This is a genomic window from Prevotella multiformis DSM 16608 (genome assembly GCF_000191065.1).
GTDB classification, from domain to species: domain Bacteria; phylum Bacteroidota; class Bacteroidia; order Bacteroidales; family Bacteroidaceae; genus Prevotella; species Prevotella multiformis.
In genome coordinates, this window is the sequence record NZ_GL872283.1 from 1,338,484 (window position 1) to 1,360,446 (window position 21,963).

Sequence of the window (21,963 nt, forward strand, 5' to 3'; positions counted from 1 at the left end):
ACAATAAGGAATGGCATCGTTAAAGGAAATCAAGACCCGTATAGCCAGTGTTCAGAGTACTCGCAAGATCACGAGTGCGATGAAGATGGTTGCCTCGAGCAAGCTGCACCATGCGCAGAATGCCATCGAGAGTATGCTTCCTTACGAGGCTATGCTCGAACACATTCTCAAGACGTTCCTTGTCTCTACGCCCGATACGGATACTCCGTTCGATGTGCAGCGGCCTGTGAAGCGTGTCGCCTTGCTTGTGTTCTCCTCCAGCAGTTCTCTCTGCGGCGGATTCAATGCCAATGTCATCAAGCTCATGCTACAGGCGATTGCCGAGTATCACGCCATGGGACTGACCGACAAGGATATTGTCATCTATCCCATCGGACGGAAGGTCGCAGAGAAAGCGAAGAAGTGCGGATATACCTGCGTGTACCCCTACCCTAACCTTGCCGAGAAACCCAACTCCGAGGATTGCCGCAACATTGCAAAGGAACTGGGACAGAAGTGGCTGGACGGTGAGTTTGACAGAGTAGAAATGATCTACCATCACTTCAAAAGTGCAGGCAGTCAGATTCTCCAACGCAAGAACTTCCTCCCGATCGACCTCGAGGAGGAACTCAATGCAGATACGGAACGTGACCTCTCGTCGAACGTCTCCTCAAAAGCCGCACAGGAGTATCTCAAGAAAAAGGGGGAAAGTACCGCACGGAAGTCGGACACAGAGGCGGTCGTCCCCCTCAACGACGACTTTATCGTCGAGCCCGACCTGCAGACCGTCTTGCGGACACTGGTGCCCAAGCTGCTCCATCACATGGTCTTCACGGCGCTTCTGGACAGCAATGCTTCCGAGCATGCAGCCCGTATGGTCGCCATGCAGACGGCAACGGACAATGCCGATGACCTGCTTCGTTCGCTTCACCTGCAGTACAACAAGTCGCGTCAGGCAGCCATCACTTCAGAACTTCTTGATATTGTCGGTGGTACGGTGAACAACTGAGATGACAGACAGTCGTCCTGTCCTCTTTGCAGCAGACAGGACAGAAAGCAAAAGCAGCAGGGACAGGTTGACAGCCTGTCCCTGTTTCTTTTGTAACCGTAAATCCCGATTGCATGATGTGCCCTTTGCAAAGAGATTCATCCGAAGACACGGTCTTCCGTCCGCACTTTAGAAATCTACCGTGAGCCTTCCGTTGATCTGTCTTCCCGTGAGATAGTTCGGGACGGCATATTGCTGACCGGCAATGTCCGTCACCCAATAATAGGAGTTGACATTATTGATACCGAAAAGGTTGAGACAGTCTATGCCGAGCCAGATGTTCTTGAAGATGATGTTACGACTGCCATCATGGTTGTCCAGCAGACGGTAACTCATGCCGATGTCAGCACGACGATAGGCAGGTGCACGGAAAGTATTGCTCTCCAGTTCCCTATGCGGAGCAGAGAAGGGAAGTCCATCTGCAAAAGCCAGTTTCAACGACATCCGCCAGCGTGTCGACCCGGGGAAGAAGTCGGTAAAGTAGAGATTCAACGAATACCGTTGATCCGTCGGGAGCGGAATACGCCTGCCGTTCAGCTTCATACTGGTGTTCATGATGCTGAGCGTCAGCCATGAATCAGTACCTGGGACGAACTCGCCAAAGAGTTTCAGGTCGAGCCCTGCGGCATGCCCTGTAGCCGTATTATCGCCATAGTACGTCACTTTCACGTTGTCAACAGAATAAGGAACAAGTCGTGAGAGCGCTTTGTAATAGGCCTCGGCCGTGAACTTGAAAGGACGGCCCAGCATTTCAAAACGATAGGACATACCGGCCAGGGCATGGATGGAACGCTGTGCCCGGATCTTCTGATTGAGTGTGGCGTATGTGATGCCGTTGACCATCGACGTGTCGCGGAGTTCCTTGTAGAACGGCGCCTGATAATAGAGGCCGCCTGCAATACGGAAACTGAGATTGCGGTTCCTGCCCGGCGTGATGGTGAGGGAAGCACGGGGCGAAAAGAGGCTCTCACCGCTGAAGTCCCAGTGGGCGAATCGTACACCGTAATTCAAGGTGAAGAGCGTCGGCACGGAATCGCGTGTCTGGAAATTCCACGCATCCTGCAGATAGCTCTCGAAGCGTTTCGCATTCAGATCGTTGCGTGCCCGCAGCGAGTAGATCATCTTCAGGTCACGTCCTGTATGAGGAATATTGTAACCTGCTGAATCACGGTATTCATATTCAGCCGAGTTCTCCGTTATCTTTTCCACCTTATAAGTCAGTCCCCCTTCTATTCTGTGTCTGCCGGCACGATGCAGCACCATCAGCTTCAGACTCTTCACATCGGCATGGAGATAGTCACGTGAATGCTGCATATAGGTTCCTACACCCAGGTTCTCGGAGGTCTCGGTCTGCGTGAGCCAGTACTGTCCCTGAATGTCGTACCGCTCCTGCTCCTTGGTCGTGAAAGCGGATGCAAGGAGCGACAGATCTGTACGGGACGACAGATGGCGTGTAACGCCCAGCGAACCGAAAAACGTGCGGAAGAGATCCTTCTCCTGTCCGTCGAAGTAGACACGGAATTTCTTTACGTTCTGCAGTGTGCCGAAGTTCGTCTCACGGTCTTCCGGTTGGAAGTCATAGTGATTGTCGGACATGTTCCCGATGAAGTCCATCTGCCAGCGTTTATCAGGCTGCCACGACAGATAAGTCTGATAGTCAAGGAACGACGGCCGGTATTCTCCCTTCGTCTGGAGCGAACCGAGAAGGTAGCGGTTGGTCTTATAGCGCACGCCGTTGGTCCATGTCAACTTCTTTGTAGCCAGTCCGAAGTAGGCACTTGCTCCTAAGAGCGAGGCTGAAACAGAGGCTTCCGTCTTCTTTGGCCGTTTATAGGTGATATCCAATGCGGAACTCATTTTGTCCCCATATTTTGCTTCAAACCCGCCGGCCGAGAAGCCGACACTCTCCACCATGCCCGGATTGATGACGGAAAGGCCTTCCTGCTGTCCGCTACGCACGAGGAAAGGACGGAACACCTCTACATTGTTGATATATACGGAGTTCTCATCGAATGAACCGCCGCGCACGTTGTACTGTGAAGACAGCTCCGAGTGGGTCGATACACCGGCCTGTGTCTGCACCATCTCTTCCACCGCATTGCCTGATGCAGACGGTCCCTGCCTTGTCTTCTGGACATCAAGTTCCTCCGTTGTTCCGTGCTGTTTGTTCTTCCCTTCGACAACGACCTCCTGCAGCGCATTGTCGTCAGCGAGCTGGACAAGCAGTGTCTGCTTCCCCTTCGGACGGCGCAGCACCCTCGTCTTGGACTTATAGCCTATCATCGAGAAGCGCACCTTTACGGAGTCTTCGCTGTGCAGCTGCATGCTGAACTCTCCCTTGAGGTTGGTCATCGACAGCTTTCCCTGCGACACGACCATGACAGAGGCCAGTTCTATCGGATTGCCGTCCTTGTCGGAGACCTTTCCCTGAAGCGTGAATGTCTGTGCCGGTACCAGCTGAGCTGTCAGAAGGAGCAACAGCAGTAATATATGTTTTCGGATGTCCTTACGTTTCATAACTTCTATATAACGCAGAGCCCTTTGTTTTATTGCATTCGCCCGACAGTCTCCGGAGAGAAAGAGCATCCCCCCGACGTACCCGGCCGCCACGGCCGGTATTCTTTAAAAGAAAAAGTCCCGCAATCGACATTGCAGGACTCTCCGAATCATTCTTCTTATGGGTTTGACTGTTTCAGCCCAAGTACTTCATCAGCACACGGGCATTGCCGCTCTCACGGATCTTCTCGATAGCCTTCTCACGGATCTGGCGGACACGCTCACGGGTCAGTCCCATTTCCGTACCGATTTCTTCCAACCCTTTCTCCTGGCAGCCGATGCCGAAACACTCCGTGACGATCTTGATCTCACGATCCTTCAGCGTGTTCTGAAGAACAGCACGAAGATCGTCAGACATTGACTCGAAGTCAACGCCACGGTCGGTGCGCGAGTCATCACCCGATGACAGCATATCACTCATTGAATTGTCATCGTCATCGCTGAACGGCGCGTCGATACTCATGTGGTGGTTGTCGGCGCTCTGGCTCTGACGGATACGTGCCTCGTCGATGCCGGTCAGCTCGGCCAGCTCGTGGATGGACGGACGGCGGTTGTGCTTCTGCACAAACTCATTCGTGACCTGATTGATTTTCGAGATGGCTCCCACCTGGTTCAGCGGCAGGCGCACGATACGGCTCTGTTCGGCAATGGCCTGCAGAATACTCTGACGAATCCACCAGACAGCATACGAGATGAACTTGAACCCTCTCGTCTCGTCGAATTTCTCGGCAGCCTTTACCAGACCGATGTTCCCCTCATCGATAAGGTCGGTGAGAGAGAGTCCCTGATGCTGATACTGTTTGGCCACGGAAACGACAAAACGGAGGTTGGCCTTGATCAGCTTTTCCTTGGCACGCTCGCCCTTGCGACCGCCCTTGTGGATTTCCTGTGCCAGCTCAATCTCTTCGTCAACAGTAATCATCGGCTCACGCCCGATTTCAACGAGATACTTGTCCAGTGCCTCACTCGATCGGTTGGTGATACTCTTCGAAATCTTAAGTTGTCTCATGAATTGTGTACTATTTCCTCCTTAAAATATAGCTGTTTCCCGTTATCCAGATCTGATACGGCGTGCAAAGGTACATATAAATAGGTAAAATCCCAAACGGAGCGTGTCCCGTTTGGGATTTTTTACGTTTTTTTATAGGTCGGATTGTGATTGTGAACTCCTTGGAGAGGAATTGACCGGGAGGAAATCGTTATTTCCAACTATGTTCTATCAGTTTTGAGGTGGATTCCATCTCCATGTTCATTCCCATCATCTTCATCTTCCCCTTCCCGGTCTGGTCGTTCAACCATCCGTTCTTCAGAAAGTGATAAGTGTCCGTACCGTTGAAGTCGATGTCGGTCATTCCCATGGCCTTCATCTGTTCCCAGTTGTTCTCAATCTGGGAAGTGACCTCTTCTCCCATTCCCATCTTCTTCATATTGCCTATGAGGAAAGCCTTGACATCCTTCTCTCCCATATTGGCCTTGCTCTGCGACACTACCGTGAGCATCCCGAGAATATTGCTTACCTCATAGCTGACAATCGACTTGATGCCCTGTATTTCCTTGTCCTCCTTGTCGCCGGTCTTCAGGGTCTTTCCATAAAGATTGAAGAGGCTCTTCTCCTTGAAGTTGTCTGTGACGCTCTTTTCAGAGAACAGGTCGTTCAATGCCATGATCATCTTTGCCTTCGGCGAAACCTTCTCCATATCGGGATTCTTTTTGTAGGTGGAATCGATTTCGGCAAGGGCAGCCCTCGTCATCTTCCCTACCACCTCTTCATAGTTTAACAGCTTCTGCAGTCCACCGTTCACATCCGTCTGGAAAAGAAGAGGCACGTTGTCGACAAAACGGCTGAGCCGGTCGCCCACCTGATAAGCCAGTTCCGTATTCCCCTCCGTCTTCGTGTCTTTCGTGAGGAACTCCACCTTGTAGCCATCAGGGGTGGCATCCTTCACCTCGACAAATGTCCTGTTGGTCACCTTTACGCTCTGCGAGCCTCCCCCCATGGGAGCCGTCATGCCGATGCTGGTAACATTCTCATAGGTCGCTTTGTCGCCTTTCTGCAGGCTGACTTTGAGGAGTGTCTGTGCACTCAGTGCCGTGACGGCAAGAAGCAGTGCAAAAGTAAGAAATGTCTTTTTCATAAGCGTTGTTGTTTAGTTTAAATGTTTATTAGGTGTTGGAAGGCAGGGATGATGGTCCAATCCCTGCCTCCGGCTGTCAATAGGATCTTGCAATGATGACGCGATACTTGGCCGGCCTTCCGCTTACCATGTCCGTACCCGGTGTCTGCTCGAACATATAAGGAACGCAGCGGATAGTGGCCTGCGTGTCTTCCTTGATCTTCGCCTCGGTCTCTTCGGTACCGTCCCAGTGGCAGAGGAAAAAGCCCCCGTCCTTTACCTTCGCCTTGAATTCCTCATAGTCTTCGCACTCGTAGATGTGTGCGTCGCGGAAGTCCTTTGCCTTCTTGAAGATGTTGTCCTGAATGTCGTCAAGGAGGCTCTTCACACGCCCGACGATGCCGTCGAAGCTGACGCTCTCCTTCTCCAACGTGTCACGGCGCATCACCTCAATGGTGTTGTTCTCCAGGTCGCGGCCGCCCATAGCCAGCCGCACCGGCACTCCTTTCAACTCGTAATCGGCGAACTTGAATCCCGGACGCTTGTTGTCGGAATCATCGTATTTGACCGTGATGCCCAGCGAGCGCAGATCGTCGATGACCGGCTGCAGCTTTTCGGAAAGTTCCTTCAGCTGCTCCTCCCCCTTGAAAATAGGGATGACGGCCACCTGAATCGGTGCGATACGCGGAGGGAGCACCAGGCCGTTGTCGTCGGAGTGGGTCATGATGAGCGCACCGATCAGGCGTGTGCTGACCCCCCATGATGTTGCCCATACATACTCCGGCTTGTTGTCCTTGTTGAGATAAGTGACATCGAACGACTTGGCGAAGTTCTGTCCCAGGAAGTGGGACGTACCGCTCTGCAGAGCCTTTCCGTCCTGCATCATCGCCTCGATGGTATAGGTGTCCAGCGCACCGGCGAAACGCTCCGTCTCGCTCTTCACACCCTGCACAACCGGTACGGCGAGCCATTTCTCGGCGAAGTCGGCGTAGACGCGCAGCATGGTCTGCGCCTCCTTCTCCGCCTCTTCGCGGGTGGCGTGGGCGGTGTGTCCCTCCTGCCAGAGAAACTCCGACGTGCGGAGGAACGGCCGTGTGCGCATCTCCCACCGCATGACGTTGCACCACTGGTTGCACATCAGCGGCAGGTCACGCCACGAATGGATCCAGTTCTTATAGGTGTTCCAGATGATGGTCTCACTCGTAGGGCGGATAATGAGTTCCTCCTCCAGTTTCGCATTGGGGTCGACCTCGACGCCGTTGCCGTCCTCCGTTGCCTTCAGGCGGTAGTGCGTCACCACGGCACACTCCTTGGCAAATCCTTTCACGTGCTCAGCCTCACGGGAGAGGAAGCTCTTCGGAATCAGCAGCGGGAAATAAGCGTTCTGCACGCCGGTCTCCTTGAACATCCTGTCGAGCTGCGCCTGCATCTTCTCCCATATCGCATAGCCGTAGGGTTTGATAACCATACAGCCACGTACGGCAGACTGTTCCGCCAGTTCTGCCTTCACTACCAAGTCATTGTACCATTGAGAGTAGTTCTCCGCTCTCTTGGTCATGTGTTTCAGTTCTTTTGCCATAATTATATTTTTTTGCTTTATACTAATTCTTTAGGGGATTCCCATTTTCTTATAGGAGTTTCCCTTTTGTCCCCTTTGCAGGAAACGCTAACTTTGTACAGAAATCAGCAGGCGACCACGAAGGAAAGTTTATTTCCATCTGTCGGGTGCAGCTAATTCTCTGCAAAAATTATGCAAACGAGCACAAAGGAAGCTTGCTTCCATTTGTCGAGTGCAGCTAACTTTCTGCAAAAATACAAAAAAATGTTGGCAATAAATGCCCCATAGCATATATTTGTTTAACTTTGCATGAATAAAACAGAATCGGTGCGGCGACAATGTCGGACACTGAAGGTAAAAGATAATTATTAATCCATAAACAGTTTTGGTTATGAAGAATATGAAAGTAATGGCAGCCGGCATGTGCTTACTGACTGTCGTAAGCTGCCAGACGAAACAGGGTACAGGATCATTGATCGGCGGCGGTGCCGGTGCGGCACTTGGCGGCATTGTCGGTCAGATCATCGGTCACAATGGCAAGAGCACGGCCATCGGTGCAGCCATCGGCGGCGCCATCGGTGCAGGAGCCGGCGCACTCATCGGCCGTCACATGGACAAAGTGGCACGCGAGGCAGCCCAGGCGCTGCCGAATGCCCGCGTCGACAAGGTGACAGATGCCAACGGACTGCAGTGCGTGAAGGTCACCTTCGATTCAGGAATTCTCTTCCCGCTGAACGGTTCCAACCTGAACGTATCTGCCAAGAACGACCTTACCAAGTTCGCAGGACTGATGAAACGCAACTCCAACTGCGACGTTGCTATCCAGGGCTACACCGATGCTTCCGGCAACGACAACATCAACATCCCACTGTCACAGCGTCGTGCCGAGTCTGTATCGTCCTATCTGAAAGGGCAGGGCGTCACCGGCAGGCAGATCCGCTCGGTACAGGGCTTCGGAAGTGCCAACCCCATCGAGAACAAGACCGTCAGCCAGGCTAACCGTCGTGTTGAGGTCTATCTCTATGCTTCCTCCGAGATGGTCCGCCAGGCTAACAACGGCACGTTGTAACCCGGGAAGAGACCGCCCTGCCCCTCTCTACAGACGGGTCGAGGGAACAGGGAAGGCCTCCTGCTTCTCTTGAGGACTGCAAAGACAGTCTTTCCAGCCACCGGGAACAGGATTCCCAACGGCTGGTACTCGTATTCCCAACGGCTGGTACTCGCATTCCCAACGGCTGGGAATCCGAATACCGCCGGACAGGTATGCTGAATACAGACTTACCCGGAACCTCTCACAAGCAGGCAATGCTCATGCTGGGCATACGAAGAAAAGCCCATTTCAAAACTCGCTCATGAGTAGAGAAATGGGCTTTTCTTTGTTTTCAGGCATATTCTGAGGATTCACACTGGACATCAGACCCTTTCAGACCTCAATAATCGACCGGGACAAAAGACGATTCGGATCACTTCTCCGGCGTACCGCATGGGGAGAATGAGAGCTTTACCATGACCGGATAATGGTCTGAGATGTTGCGGCGCGACTTGCCGGTCCAGTAGCTGTTGGTGAAGATGGCATAATGCGGAATGTCGAAATCGGAAGAGACGAAGACGTGGTCGATGCGGGCATTGCTGCGGCTGTCCTGCATGAAGTCGTTCCACGTACCGGTGGGTGCCATGCGCTGTCGGGCATTGGCATAGCAGTCGCGCAGGATGCCCGAACGGGAGAATATCCCGTAAATCTCGTCCGTCTGGTCAACGTTGAAGTCGCCCGTCAGAATCGTCGGCTGCGCCTTGGCGAGCAGCCCGATACGTTGCAGGATGAGCCGTGCACTCTCCCGCCGTGCCACAGTGCCCACGTGGTCCATGTGGGTATTGAAGAAATAGAACTGCTTTCCCGTCGCCCTGTCCTCAAACTTCCCCCACGTACAGATACGGATGCAGGCTGCATCCCATCCCAGCGAAGGGCGTTCGGGCGTCTGTGAGAGCCAGAAGTTACCGCTGTCGAGCAGTTTCAGCAGGTCTTTCCGATAGAATATTGCCGCATATTCGCCCTCTTCCCTGCCGTCATCACGCCCCACACCGATGTAGGCATAGGCCTCCAGACCCTGCAGGAGGTCACGCAGCTGCGTGACAAGTACCTCCTGTGTGCCGAAGACGGCAGGCTGCTCGAAGTTGATGAAGTCGCATAGCTGCGGACAGCGTTGTGCCCACGCATTGCCCTCCTTCCGGTCATCCGGGTTGTCATACCGGATGTTATACGTGCCCACATAGAGCCGCTGGGCAGAGAGGCTGCAGGTAAGCAGCATTGCAAGGATGAGTGTTGTCAGTCTGTACATGATTCCGGTTTTTATGTGCTGCAAAAGTACGCAATCTTTTTGTAACAGGCGAGCGTGACCGGCATGATTTGTCTGTACACATAAGAAAAGCCGGTCTGCAGCCGCTTTCTGAAAATAATCTGTTATTTTCCCTTAAAGACAAAGGACCTTCTTTATCCAACTGGCTTGTAAATCACAGTTTTTTATAAATTTGCAGACAGCCGTCAGCCTGTAAAGGGCATACCTACTGAAGCCTGGGCGGATGACGGCTTCCCGATATGAAAACAAAAGCGCCAGAGGCCAAGGGTTCTTATGAGCCCATCTTATCTTTTTCCCTCAAAATCCGTAAAAACATATGACGATAAAGCGATTCTTCTGTTTCATCATCTGTCTGAACTGCCTCGTAAGCCTCTGCTGGTTAGGGCTTCATTTCTTCCAGCCGGACAACGCTCTGCCCAACGCCACACTGGACACAGCTCTCTATCATGCCATGCTGTGGACGGCACCGTCGTGGCTTTATCTCTTCGGACGGCTTGTAGACTGGGTGGCAGACTACAGCAAGGTGGGGGCGGTGCTGCTGGGTATCGCCCTGACAGGTGTCATGCTGCTGGCAGGCATCTCCTACATTTTCATTGCCGGCTTCTTCTCGCCGCGCGATGTACTGTATGAAGACGACGCACATATCGTCCTGAGCGGGGAACGCGGCTGCCGTCCGGCCGCCTTCGTCTGTGAGAAGCGGGGGCTGTCGGAACGGCAGCTGATAAAATTCCCTTGCCTTATGAGGCCGGGGAAACGACCGAATGGAAGTTCTACGACAGACTGGGCGTCGTTGTCGTCGGAGAGGTAAACGAAGGGCCGGTGAGAGAGACCGGGGATTCAAGATGCTACCAGTTCTATGTGACTGACACGACGGCCTACACCCGGCATCAGGCTGAGGTGCGGCGGTTGTGCAAGACGTACCCGAAAAAGAGGAGGCGTTACTTCACCAGCGGACGCACAGACGGCAACGGTGACCTTCCTCCTGTTCCCTTGAATATGAAACTTGGCTAAACGAACCGAGAGGAAGGGAGGAGATGTCGGATGTTGATGTCTCAAGTAGAGAACGACAGCATGACGATGTTTGCCATGCACTATGACCATCCAAATCCCGCTGTCAGGACTTACCGGGGACTCACAGCCGGCAGGCAATGCCCATGCTGGGCATACGAAGAAAAGCCCATTTCCAAACTCGATAATGAGTAGAGAAATGGGCTTTTCCTGTTTTCAGGGGGGGACTGTCACTTGAAAAACGTCATACGATGCGTCTGTATCTCCGTTGCAAACTGTTCTCCGGCCTGATGCCGATGCTTCTGTTTCCACACATACACACATCCGTCACACCCCTTCTTCCTCGGACAGTTCCTGTTCCGTCTTCGGTGTTTCGGGAGAAGTCTGGTCACTGGAGGTGTCAAGCTGGGTGGCCTTGCGGATGCGAAGGTGGCTCATGTTGTCGAGTGTCACGTCCATGGGGACATACTCGTCGCTGTTCGGGTCGGGAGATCCGACGCTGGCGCCGAAACAGAGCACTTTCCCCTCTGCACGGTCGAACATGAAACCGACAAGTGCCCCGTTCTTTCCGTATTGACTGTCTGTACAATCCCTGAAATCATCCTTCGTGAAAGTACGGTCATAGAACAGGGAACCGTCTTGCCGCAGCACCTGAAGCAGGATCTTGTTATCGTAATACTCCCTGCCGTCCTCGTCGTGTACCATGGCGAGCGACTTGTCGGCGAAGCGGCGGATACGGATTGTGAACGTACTTCCCAGCCACTGCACCTTCTTCTCGTACTGGAAGTCGGACATCTGCTGCGGACCGGCGGGCACCTTGGGCCTGGGCGCAATCTTCGTGATAATATCGTTTGATTTCTTTTCCTGCCTGCAGGCACTTACTCCTAAGAGTATCAGTCCCATGAGCAGGAACCGGAATATTCGTCTTGCCATAATCTATGATTCTTGTCACAAAAGTACGCAATTTCTCCGAACCCTGCAAGAATGAGGTACGAAAAGAAGTCGCCGCCGTTCCCCGTCCGGATGGCAGTCCGGACAGAGGGAACGGCGGCGACAACCAGCCGTGACAGACAGCGACAGGGTTACAGGCACTCCCTTATCAACTTCATCAGCTGCTCCTCTCCCAGCCCCGACCGTTCGGAAGCTGTACGGATCGTCGCTTTCTTGAGCATGATTTTGCCCAGAGGCGTATTCATCATCTTGAACGAGGGATAGCGTGCCGCAAGTTCCTTCTTCAGGTGAGGATAAGCGGCAAAGAGGTCTTTCAGACGTGTGTCAGGAGAAAGTTCAAGAGCATCGGAGGTCTTTTCCGCACCGTCTTTCTCTCCGTCCTGCGAGGCTGCTGTCTCCGCCGCATCCTCCGGACGTGCAGAACCGCCGGATCCGTCCTGCGCATCTTCTGTACCGACCCAGGTAAGCAAGGTCTGCGAGCCTGTCAGCTTCCGGATATGCGTACAGTCCTGCATCATCTCCAAGACACCACGGAAACGTCCCTCTGCATCACGCACGGCAATATAGACAATGTAGAGGAACACCTCCGGCTTGTTGATCCAGAACTCCGCCTTGTCCTGTTCTCCGCTGCGGAACTTCTCTACGATCTCCTTCACGATGTGCACACTCTTCCTGGGATGACAGTTGACGACCTGCCGCCCGATGACATTCTTCGACCTCGGGAAGACACGGTGATCCGTATCGGAATAGAACTTCACCAGTTCATTCTCGTCCACAAACGATATATCGACCGGCAGATGCTTGTAGATGAGATTGATCTGCTCCAGCGTCAGCTTGCCCGTCGTCACATCCAGTTCCTGCTGCGTCCCTGCCGAATAGCCATACTTGCAGAGCAAGGCCTGCAGGTCGGCGGCAAACTCCGAATGGGGTTCCGGCCGTGGGGAACGTGATGCGGAAGAAGGGGCTACACTGAAGAAGGCAAAGCCGATCTCCCGGTCGCCTGACTTCATTTCCTCGAACTCCTCCGGCGTGATCAGCGCAAGTGAGGTAGGATAAAGGATCGTCTCCTCCTTCTCCATCAGGTCGCGGGCGTGGGCGACAAGCGGGGCCTGGGCTGCGATGAAGCGTTCCTCATCGCCTTCTTCCAGCAGCTGTGCAGCCTCCTTGATCTCGTCCCGTATAAGGTCGTCGAAGTTCCACATCGTCGTTGTAGGACGGTCGAAGCCCTTCTGCTCCAGAAGCGGATAGAGCTGATTCTGCTTGCGTTGGTAATGGACAGGATACCGGCGTATCTGGTCGTAGAGTTCCAGCCACTGGTTCTTGATCATCGGATACTGCACAAGGTCTTCCACGGCAAGCAGCAGGCGGCGCATCTCGTCATTCTCCTTATAATAATGTGTGAGGGGATGGTCTGCGGGAAGCTCCGGACGGCTGTTGTCCATGAACCCGTCCAGCATCTGCATCACCTTGCGCATATCTACCCGGATACATTCATCGTCATCTCCGGCCTTGAGGTTCTGCTCCATGTAGGCAATGTGATAGGGGCGGATGCTGCCCACCTTCGTCCGCATCACCTCACGGGCTTCCTCCAATGTGATTTGTCCTGTCTCGTACTTCTCTTCCGTCTCCAACAGAATCTGCATCTTCTCCATCTCGATTTTCGGGAGAAAGTCTTTCATCTTATTTGCCATAACTGTTACTGATTTGTTGATTCTGCCGCAAAGATAACGCTTTCCGCCGACCCTCAGGATAACAAATGTGCCCGCAGAACGTTAAATAACGATAATTCGGAGAGGAGGCTTTCCTTGACCTGCATCCCAGTCGGATACCGCTACAACGTATAGGGTATTTTCGGGTACGGTGCGGCCTATTATGCAGAAACTCTTTGCAAGGATGGAACATAATCCCTAAATTTACAGGCAGCGACATGGCTTCACACGAAAGGATAACAAAATGAAAAGTTTAAGATTACTGTTCCCAGAGACCCCGAAGTCTCCCAAGACTTCCTGCATACTACTGGCGTCCCGCCTCATCTTCGGACTGACATTCGCCGGTCATGGACTTGACAAGCTGAATCACTTCGCCGAGACGGCAGCTCACTTCCCTGCCCCTTTCGGCATGAGCGGTGACGCGGCGGTCGCCCTGACCATCTTCGGCGAGCTGGTCTGTGGGGTCGCATTCGCACTGGGCTTCCTCACCCGGCTGCCCCTGCTGCCGATGATTTTGACAATGCCCGTCGCCTTCGCCACCGTCCACGGAGGATCGGTCAATGCCGGCGAACCGGCTTTCCTCTACCTTGTTGTCTTCCTCCTCTCATGGTTCGCCGGTGCCGGGAAATATTCCTTCGACGACTTCGTCGCCGACAGGATGAAGCATGTGAACTGAACCCGGCAGCATGCCTGCAAGAAGATGCAGAGGGACGACATTTCCAGAACCGGCCTGCAAAGTGAAGGATAGTCATCCGACTTTCAAGACGATTTAAGAAGATTGCTGTCCGGTAAACATTTTCCATACAGGCCGGCCGATCCCTTCTGCCCGCATGCCGGTGACAGGAACGAGCCCTACTTCCTGCCGATGTGCTGATGACCGAAACCGGTCGTACAGAGGGCTTGCACGCCTGCCGTCGTTGTCCGGAAGGGAACAACTCGTGGCAAGAACCAGAGACCGGGGCACTACCAGCACTCCAGTTCCTCTGCGATCTCCGGCATCGTCTCACGCCGGAATACGGGACTCTTCACACCCGAACGCTTCTGCGACCTGTAATCTTCCAACAGGCGGAAAGCATATTTTCCAAGTGAGAAGATGGCTATGAGGTTGCAGACGGTAATCAGTCCCATGAAAAGGTCGCCGAGACTCCATACAAGATCGAGACTTGCAAGGGCACCGAACAGAACCATCACACCGCCTGTCATGATGCGGAGGAAGAGGATGGGGGAAGACCGGCGGGTTAGGAAACGCACGTTGGCCTCGCCATAGTAATAGTTGCCAATGATGCTGCTGAACGCAAAGAAGAAGATGGCAATGGCGACGAAGACAGGTCCGGCGCCGCCCACCTCGTTCTCCAATGCGCCCTGCGTAAGCAGGATCCCGGACTCGGAACTCCAGGTATAAATCCCGCTGATGATGATGATGAAAGCGGTACAGCTACAGACGAGCAGGGTGTCAGTGAACACACCGAGCGACTGGATAAGTCCCTGCTTCACGGGATGACTGGTCGATGCGGTAGCAGCGATGTTGGGGGCGGAACCTTCGCCCGCCTCATTGCTGAAAAGTCCCCGCTTGATGCCGTTCATCATCGTGGCTCCCAGCCCGCCGCCGACGACTGGCCCGATACCAAAGGCGTTTTCTACGATTATACGGAAGACATGAGGAATCAGCTGGAGGTTCATGGCGATGATGACAAGTGCAAGAATCACATACCCCACTGCCATCAACGGAACGAGCACGCTGCTCACTTTCGCAATGCGCTGGATGCCCCCGAAGACGATTGCCAGTGAGAGTACCGCAAGCACTACACCCATCCAGAACGGATCAATGGAAAAGGCTTTCTGCATGGCACCGCAAATGGTATTGCTCTGCACGGAGATATACGCCATACAGAACGTCATGGTGATAAGAACCGCAAAGAGTTTCGCCATCCATTTGCAGTGCATACCGTACAGGATGTAATAAGCCGGTCCACCGATGAACGAGTCGGCATGTCGGCGCTTATAAAGCTGGGCGAGCGTAGACTCGACAAAAGCCGTCGACGACCCCAGGAGGGCTATCACCCACATCCAGAAGACGGCTCCCGGCCCGCCTATGGCGATGGCACTTGCCACACCGGCGAGGTTGCCCGTCCCGACACGGGAGGCAATCGATACGGCAAAAGCCTGGAAAGAAGAGACGTGCTTCTCGCCGGCATCCTGCCTGTCCGCCGATTCCCCCAGCAGGCGGATCATCTCGCCTACCATACGGAACTGTACGAAATGCGTCTTCCAGGTAAACCACAAGGCACAGGCGACAAGGCCTGCCACAAGGAGATAAGACCACAGAAAATCATTGATTGACACGATAGAACTGTTCAACCATCCGTCAGCTGAAAATATTTCCTTCATAGGTCGACACTTTTGTGTGAGCCGCAAAAATACAAAAAACGATCGAGAATATTCCCGATCGGTACAGAAAAAACGGTTCTTGAAATTGACTTTCACGATATTTTCACTAACTTTGCACACTACTAACAACTGATAAACACATGGTACGTAAAAGAAAAAGCAAGTTCAGAGACGTAGGCGAGTTCTTCATGATTGCACTGGCGATGGTCATCGGCAGCTTCGGCTGGTGTGCCTTCCTGCTTCCGCATCACATCACTATCGGCGGAATAGCCGGCATCGCATCCGTCATACAGTGGGGATTCGACATCCCCGTACAGTACACCTACCTCATCATCAACGGCATTCTGCTCTTCGTCGCCCTGAAGATACTCGGATGGAAGTTCTGTGTCAGGACCATCTTCGCCGTTCTGGTGTTCGCCTCTTCCACGTCCATCCTCCGGGAGGTGTTTGCCGAGCATGCGCTCTTTGCCAACGAGCCGTTCCTCGCCTGCGTAGTGGGCGGCGTTCTGTTAGGAATCGGAGTAAGCATCGCCTTGCAGTACAATGCCAGTTCGGGCGGGTCGGATGTCATCGCTGCAATGATCCACAAGTACCGTGACATCTCGCTCGGGCGGGTCATTCTGGCCTGCGACCTCTGCATCATCACTTCCAGCTACCTTGTCCTGGAAAACTGGGAGAAGGTCATCTATGGCTATATCGTCCTCTTCGTCATGACTTATATGGTGGATTATCTTATCAGCGGAATGCGCGGGTCGGTACAGTTCTTCGTCATCTCGGAACACTGGGGAGAGATCGGCACGGCAATCAACAACGATGTAGACAGAGGCTGTACCCTGATCGAGGCACGCGGCTTCTATACAGGAAAGAAAGTGGGTATGCTCTTTATCATCGCCCGCCGCTCAGAGGCGCACTCCATCTATCAGGTCATCGACGAGATCGACCCCAACGCCTTCGTCTCACAGGGCGTCGTAAACGGTGTCTACGGCATGGGGTTTGACAGGATGAAGGTGCCGCACAAAAAGAGAACCGTCGAGGAAACAGTCAGGGAACGGGCATAACAAGAATAAGGAGAAACAGACAAGATGGATATTCAGGAACTTAAGGACAAGCGTATCGCTGTATTGCTGTCAGGGGGCGTGGACAGTTCGGTTGTCGTGTACGAATTGGCACGGCTCGGCCTGCATCCCGACTGCTTTTACATAAGAATCGGTCCGGAAGAGAAGGAGGAATGGGACTGCAGTTCGGAGGAAGACATGGAGATGGCGACTGCCGTTGCACACCGCTTCGGCTGCAGACTGCAGATTGTCGACTGCCACAAGGAGTACTGGAATCAGGTGACACGCTACACGATGGAGAAGGTGAAGGCCGGCTTTACCCCCAACCCCGATGTAATGTGCAACCGGCTGATCAAATTCGGTGCCTTCGACGAGAAGATGGGACACGGCTACGACCTCATTGCTACGGGACACTATGCCCAGACGGAATGGATTGACGGACGCAAGTGGCTCACGACAAGTCCTGACCCGGTAAAAGACCAGACGGATTTCCTTGCACAGATCTACGACTGGCAGCTGAAGAAAGCCGTGTTCCCCATCGGGCACTACGAGAAGGACGAAGTGCGCAGGATCGCCGAACAGGAGCATCTCATCAATGCACACCGCAAGGACTCACAGGGGATCTGTTTCCTGGGCAACATCGACTACAACGAATATGTACGCCGTTATCTGGGCGAACAGCCCGGGGACATCATCGAACTCGAGACTGGGAAAAAGATCGGCGAACACCGGGGACTGTGGTTCCATACCATCGGACAGCGCAAAGGCCTCGGTCTCGGAGGAGGCCCCTGGTTCGTCGTCCGGAAGGATGTGGTGCAGAATATCCTCTACGTCAGTCATGGTTACGATCCGGAAACAGCCTACAAAAGCGATTTCCCGCTACATGACTTCCATTACCTTACAGAAGGTGTCACGGGATTGCCCGAGAAGATCACCTTCAAGATCCGCCATACTCCGGAGTACCACCCGGCAACGGTCGAGCAGCTGCCGGACGGAAAGAGCATCATCCATTCTGCCGAACCTATCCATGGTGTAGCACCGGGACAGTTCTGTGTCGTCTATGACGAGTGCCACCACCGCTGCTACGGATCGGGAGAGATTGCACTATGATAAAGAAAGAAGGTCGCACGTTCAACGGCGGAAAGGAAGACCTTATCTCTCCATCTCACACGAGTCTCTCTAAGGAGCAATACAAGTACCAGAAAGCTGCAATTGGACACCTCAGCAAAACTCTGTTCACGCAAAAGAATCCGTATCGGTCATCCATAAGCTGTATGAAACCTCTGCAAAACTCCCTTACATGAGATTCCCGGAAAATGTAACTTGTTGATTATCAAATATACGGTTTGAAAAAAATAGAGTTTTACAGAAGATTCCGTATATATTAAAGTCGCTTTGTGAGGGAGGTTTACGGGTCTCTTGATTTACGAACGGACATAAACCCAAACAGCCATATCGAAGCATGAACCGCTTCGATATGGCTGTTTTTATGTTACAAAGAAAGAAGATGAAGCGTCTCTCTGATGTGGGGAAGGAAGGGAGAGGGACTTCCTCTATATAATTAATGGGGAAATCTCCTTATGGAGCTTTACAAGGACTGCCTGCACTCTTCTGGAAAACTTATTTTACATTCCCCTTCCTACTGCCAGAGACTCCGTCTCTTCCTGCCAAACAGCCGGACCAGTTCGCCGATCCACAGGACAAACGAGGTAGAAGCAATGATGGCAAACCAGTCTGCCAGGCTGAGGGGTGTGACATTGAACATCCTGCCACCGAACTGCACAATGAAAACCTGCCCGACGAAGACCATCAGGGCGATCATACCAAAACCGCCGCAACCTTTGAAGTGGAAAGCACTGCGCCCCGTTGCAAAGGCACGTGCATTAAACATGTTCCAGAACTGCAGCATCACGAAGACAGTGAAGAACAGGCTCAGCTCATGATTCGTCAGTTCACGCTTTCCACCGCCATGCCACGCCAGAAGACCAGACATCGAACTGACAGATGCGTATTCCAACAGATAGAGCAGACCCAACAGCAGGGCAAAGAAGAATCCCCCCACTCCGATGATCTGCCGGTTCATAGACGGTGTGATGATAAACGCATGACGGTCACGGGGCTTGTCGTGCATGACCGACTCCAACGGCGGGAGCGAGGCAAGGGCTATGGCCGCAAAGGTATCCATAATAAGATTCACCCACAGCATCTGAGTTACCGTGAGCGGACTCTGCGTCCCGATCAGCGCACCCGCCAGCACGATGAGACAGGCTGCGACATTCACAGTCATCTGGAAAAGGATAAAACGCTGTATGTTCTGATAGAGTGAACGTCCCCACATCACCGCTCTTCCGATGGAACGGAAAGAATTGTCGATAATGGTAATGTCGGACGCTTCCTTGGCAACGCTTGTCCCGTCGCCCATCGACAGACCTACATGGGCCGCCTTCAGAGCCGGCGCATCATTGGTTCCGTCACCCGTAACAGCCACGACCTCATTCTGCGCCTGCAGAGCCTCGACCAGCCGCCGCTTGTCCATCGGACGTGCACGGGCTATGATTTTCAGACTGCCGACACGTCTGGCAAGCTTGTCATCGCTGAGTGCCTCGAACTCGGGACCGGTAATGACACTGCTGTCATTATCCTTCTCTGTCCATAACCCCACCTGTCGACCTATCTCTTTGGCGGTCCCCGGCGTGTCGCCCGTGACAATCTTCACGTCGATTCCGGCATCAAGACACTCACGAACAGCAGCCGGCACTTCCTTGCGGACAGGATCGGCAATGGCTACAATGCCTTGGAAGACCAGTCCGCATTGCCGTTCTTTCATGGAGTCGAGTATCTTGCTGATGGCTCCCTCCTGCATGCTGATGCCGAAATCTTCAGGAAGGATCATACAGGCAAAGCCCAATGTACGCATCGCCTGGTTCTGCCATGCAAGCAGCCGGGCGCCGATCTCATCCCAGGAACGGTTACCCATTACGGAGGTGCAATCGTGCCGGATGATGTCCGTCGCTCCTTTTATATACAGGATGGTCTTTCCCGGCAGCCGGGCCGAGCGCACAAGCGTGCCCATGCACTTGCGTTCTGTGGAAAAAGGCAGTTCGTCAATGACCTCGGCACCCGCACGCAACTGACGGTAATCACAGCCCTGATCGTGCAGCCACAGCAGGAGTGCGCCTTCGGTAGGATTCCCAAGAACTGTCGGATGCCGGGGATCAGAGAAATCGAGAGAAGCCGTCGAATTGACGGCAATTCCTTCCCATGCCAGTGCCTGATGTTCGGCAGTAGTGCAGTCGATTTCCATTTCATGTACCCGCATCTGGTTCTGTGTCAGTGTCCCCGTCTTGTCTGTACAGATAACCGTCGTCGCCCCCATCGTCTCGCAGGCGTGCATCTTGCGGACAAGGTTGCTGGTCTTGAGCATGCGGCGCATGGAGTAAGCCAGCGAAAGCGTCACCGCCATAGGTAAACCCTCTGGTACGGCCACGACGATGAGCGTCACGCAGATCATGACTGAGTCGAGAAGGTATTGCAGGAAATGAATCCAGCTGAAATCACAACTGAGAAAGAACATCGCCAGACGTGCGATGAGAATGACGGCGGCAATGGCATAGCTCGCCCGGGTGACAAGCCGACTGAGACGTTCAAGCTGCTCGGTGAGGGGCGTCTTCACACTGTTGTCAATCTGTGAAGCCACGAAAACCTTTCCGTTCTCAGTACTGTCTCCGACCTTCTCCACACGGAAAACGCCATGTCCCTCCATGACCTTCGTGCCACGCAGCACATGATCCGTCGGGAACGTGGCCTCCTTGTCGAAGTCCTCCCTGTGTGTGCTCTTGCGGCAGACGGGCTCACCGGTCAGCGACGACTCGTCAACATGGAGAGCCGTTGCCTCAAGCAGTACGCCGTCGGCCGGCACTTCCGCTCCGGTATTCAGCAGGACGACATCCCCCACGACAACATTCCGCTTGGCAATCTTCGTCGTGTTGCCATTGCGTATCACCTCCACAGGTTCATCGTCGTCCACCTGGTTGAGGACAGCAAATGCCCTGTTGGCTTTCTCTTCAAAGAAGAAAGCCATCCCTGTCGCCAGAAAGATGGCAACAAAAATACCCACAGGCTCGAAGAACACCTCGGCCCCTTCGTCCAGCCCATAGTGCTCGTAAAAGGAAATACAGATTGAGAAGAATCCCGCAACGATCAGGATGATGACAAGCGGATCCTTGAACTTCCGCAGGAAACGCAGCCAAAGGGGTGTCTGTCGAGGTGGGGTAAGGAGGTTTTCGCCATATTTCCGGCGGCTGTCAGCAACCTCACGGTCGTTAAGTCCTGTATATATCTTTTTCTGATTCATAATGTTTTGTCTTTGTGCGGAGAACGATGCCGAGCAGAAAGAGGTACCGATGGGAATAGGCGGACTGCCATGGACATTCCTCTCACGCACGATGCTCTTCCCATGGGAGAACTCCGGGAAAGAGATGCAAAAGGCATCTCCCTACAGTGCATTCTTCACCTCTATGTAATTCTTGAACAGCCAGGAATGTCCTTCAGCAAGCAACTTGACGACTTCAGCACAGACAAAGAGACCGACGAAGACGAGAAGGATGAAGAGAAGGCTGAAGCCGAAGAATATCCAGAGGTCGCCGTCGGCATATTTCTCCTGAAAACGGCGAAGCCATGAAGACGAGCGGCTCACAAACCGGCTGGTTGTCTCGGTGGCATTCTTCAACGTCTCACCGGCCTGGATAGAAGCATGCAATGCACGATGGGAAGCCTCAGCCAGCCTGGAACGCATCTCGGCGAGTTTCTCCTTCGAAGGCGAACTGACAAGACGGGACGAGACCGTAGGGAGCGATCCTGCTTTCTTCACAGCAACGGGGGTGGCAACAGCCAGCGGAACGACCGATCGGGCATGCACACGCAGCGGCTCCGGCGCATCGAACCTGCAATTCAGCACATTCCCGCAATAAGGACAGCGATACTTCATCGTCCCATATTTCTCAGTCTCAGCCACAAAGTCGCGGCCACATTTGCTACATTTGACAGTGTACCTCATACGAGGGGCAAAATTATAAAAAATAGTTGAGATGGATGCAGGAATAAAAAGATTATTGCAAGCGTACCTCCCTCTCGGCCAAGAGAGCTTCTCAAGAATGCAGGCAGGCGCTAAAAGCTACAATCTCCTTTCTACTGGTACGGCCATCTTCACCGTCCGGCATCTGCTTCAAGATCTGTTCAAGAAC

18 protein-coding genes are annotated in these 21,963 nt (G+C 53.4%); 8 read left to right on the plus strand and 10 right to left on the minus strand.

Translation table 11 applies throughout. The annotated features are described in order from the left end of the window. The first annotated feature begins 10 nt into the window (after positions 1 to 10). A complete protein-coding gene (locus tag HMPREF9141_RS10835; protein ID WP_007368796.1) occupies positions 11 to 988 on the plus strand; it encodes a F0F1 ATP synthase subunit gamma in 978 nt (325 codons plus the stop codon). A 168-nt stretch (positions 989 to 1,156) separates the two neighbouring features. On the opposite strand, the gene HMPREF9141_RS10840 is transcribed toward HMPREF9141_RS10835, so the two are convergent. The 4 genes from HMPREF9141_RS10840 to proS all read right to left on the minus strand — a co-directional run bounded on the left by HMPREF9141_RS10840 (position 1,157) and on the right by proS (position 7,276). After that, positions 1,157 to 3,544, minus strand: coding sequence for a TonB-dependent receptor (locus HMPREF9141_RS10840; protein ID WP_040554848.1), 2,388 nt, complete (start codon positions 3,542 to 3,544; stop codon positions 1,157 to 1,159). A gap of 175 nt (positions 3,545 to 3,719) precedes the next feature. Next, positions 3,720 to 4,592 carry a sigma-70 family RNA polymerase sigma factor gene (locus tag HMPREF9141_RS10845; RefSeq protein ID WP_004352439.1) on the minus strand — a complete coding sequence of 291 codons (873 nt, stop codon included), beginning with the start codon at positions 4,590 to 4,592 and terminating at the stop codon, positions 3,720 to 3,722. A 190-nt stretch (positions 4,593 to 4,782) separates the two neighbouring features. After that, on the minus strand, positions 4,783 to 5,718 hold the full coding sequence (locus tag HMPREF9141_RS10850) for a hypothetical protein (RefSeq protein WP_007368799.1): 936 nt from the start codon (positions 5,716 to 5,718) through the stop codon (positions 4,783 to 4,785). Between the two features lie 76 nt (positions 5,719 to 5,794). Then, positions 5,795 to 7,276 (minus strand): proline--tRNA ligase, encoded by a 1,482-nt coding sequence (proS, locus tag HMPREF9141_RS10855; protein WP_007368800.1) that lies wholly within the window; start codon positions 7,274 to 7,276, stop codon positions 5,795 to 5,797. Between the two features lie 370 nt (positions 7,277 to 7,646). On the opposite strand from proS, the gene HMPREF9141_RS10860 reads away from it, so the two are divergent. Continuing rightward, positions 7,647 to 8,324, plus strand: a complete 678-nt coding sequence (locus HMPREF9141_RS10860; RefSeq protein ID WP_007368802.1) for an OmpA family protein — start codon at positions 7,647 to 7,649, stop codon at positions 8,322 to 8,324. A 394-nt stretch (positions 8,325 to 8,718) separates the two neighbouring features. On the opposite strand, the gene HMPREF9141_RS10865 is transcribed toward HMPREF9141_RS10860, so the two are convergent. Next, positions 8,719 to 9,591, minus strand: a complete 873-nt coding sequence (locus tag HMPREF9141_RS10865) for an endonuclease/exonuclease/phosphatase family protein (protein ID WP_007368803.1) — start codon at positions 9,589 to 9,591, stop codon at positions 8,719 to 8,721. Positions 9,592 to 9,925: 334 nt separating this feature from the next. On the opposite strand from HMPREF9141_RS10865, the gene HMPREF9141_RS10870 reads away from it, so the two are divergent. Together HMPREF9141_RS10870 and HMPREF9141_RS13455 are read left to right on the plus strand one after the other, a co-directional pair. Next, entirely contained in the window at positions 9,926 to 10,417 is a 492-nt protein-coding gene (locus tag HMPREF9141_RS10870) for a hypothetical protein (RefSeq protein WP_007368805.1), read from the plus strand. Positions 10,418 to 10,650: 233 nt separating this feature from the next. After that, positions 10,651 to 10,812: a hypothetical protein gene (locus HMPREF9141_RS13455; protein ID WP_007368807.1), complete on the plus strand. Its 162-nt coding sequence runs from the start codon at positions 10,651 to 10,653 to the stop codon at positions 10,810 to 10,812. Between the two features lie 132 nt (positions 10,813 to 10,944). Here the strand turns inward: HMPREF9141_RS13455 and HMPREF9141_RS10875 are convergent, their stop codons facing one another. After that, complete coding sequence (locus HMPREF9141_RS10875; protein ID WP_007368808.1) at positions 10,945 to 11,550, minus strand: DUF4738 domain-containing protein; 606 nt, start codon at positions 11,548 to 11,550, stop codon at positions 10,945 to 10,947. A 5-nt stretch (positions 11,551 to 11,555) separates the two neighbouring features. On the opposite strand from HMPREF9141_RS10875, the gene HMPREF9141_RS13935 reads away from it, so the two are divergent. Then, the gene (locus HMPREF9141_RS13935) at positions 11,556 to 11,684 is read left to right on the plus strand and encodes a hypothetical protein (protein ID WP_007368809.1); all 129 of its coding nucleotides are present in this window, start codon (positions 11,556 to 11,558) and stop codon (positions 11,682 to 11,684) included. 15 nt (positions 11,685 to 11,699) lie between these two features. On the opposite strand, the gene HMPREF9141_RS10880 is transcribed toward HMPREF9141_RS13935, so the two are convergent. Further along, a complete protein-coding gene (locus tag HMPREF9141_RS10880; RefSeq protein ID WP_007368810.1) occupies positions 11,700 to 13,259 on the minus strand; it encodes a DUF438 domain-containing protein in 1,560 nt (519 codons plus the stop codon). 262 nt (positions 13,260 to 13,521) lie between these two features. Between HMPREF9141_RS10880 and HMPREF9141_RS10885 the strand changes: the two genes are divergently transcribed. Beyond that, positions 13,522 to 13,953 (plus strand): DoxX family protein, encoded by a 432-nt coding sequence (locus tag HMPREF9141_RS10885; RefSeq protein ID WP_007368811.1) that lies wholly within the window; start codon positions 13,522 to 13,524, stop codon positions 13,951 to 13,953. 287 nt (positions 13,954 to 14,240) lie between these two features. On the opposite strand, the gene HMPREF9141_RS10890 is transcribed toward HMPREF9141_RS10885, so the two are convergent. Beyond that, complete coding sequence (locus tag HMPREF9141_RS10890) at positions 14,241 to 15,665, minus strand: alanine/glycine:cation symporter family protein (RefSeq protein WP_007368812.1); 1,425 nt, start codon at positions 15,663 to 15,665, stop codon at positions 14,241 to 14,243. A 140-nt stretch (positions 15,666 to 15,805) separates the two neighbouring features. On the opposite strand from HMPREF9141_RS10890, the gene HMPREF9141_RS10895 reads away from it, so the two are divergent. Further along, positions 15,806 to 16,723 (plus strand): YitT family protein, encoded by a 918-nt coding sequence (locus tag HMPREF9141_RS10895; RefSeq protein WP_007368813.1) that lies wholly within the window; start codon positions 15,806 to 15,808, stop codon positions 16,721 to 16,723. A gap of 24 nt (positions 16,724 to 16,747) precedes the next feature. Then, positions 16,748 to 17,830: a tRNA 2-thiouridine(34) synthase MnmA gene (gene mnmA / locus HMPREF9141_RS10900; RefSeq protein WP_007368814.1), complete on the plus strand. Its 1,083-nt coding sequence runs from the start codon at positions 16,748 to 16,750 to the stop codon at positions 17,828 to 17,830. A 529-nt stretch (positions 17,831 to 18,359) separates the two neighbouring features. Here mnmA and HMPREF9141_RS10910 read toward each other — a convergent pair. Both HMPREF9141_RS10910 and HMPREF9141_RS10915 read right to left on the minus strand, forming a co-directional pair. Next, positions 18,360 to 21,074: a calcium-translocating P-type ATPase, PMCA-type gene (locus tag HMPREF9141_RS10910; protein WP_007368816.1), complete on the minus strand. Its 2,715-nt coding sequence runs from the start codon at positions 21,072 to 21,074 to the stop codon at positions 18,360 to 18,362. A 141-nt stretch (positions 21,075 to 21,215) separates the two neighbouring features. After that, a complete protein-coding gene (locus HMPREF9141_RS10915; protein WP_040554853.1) occupies positions 21,216 to 21,776 on the minus strand; it encodes a TFIIB-type zinc ribbon-containing protein in 561 nt (186 codons plus the stop codon). Between the last annotated feature and the right edge of the window lie 187 nt (positions 21,777 to 21,963).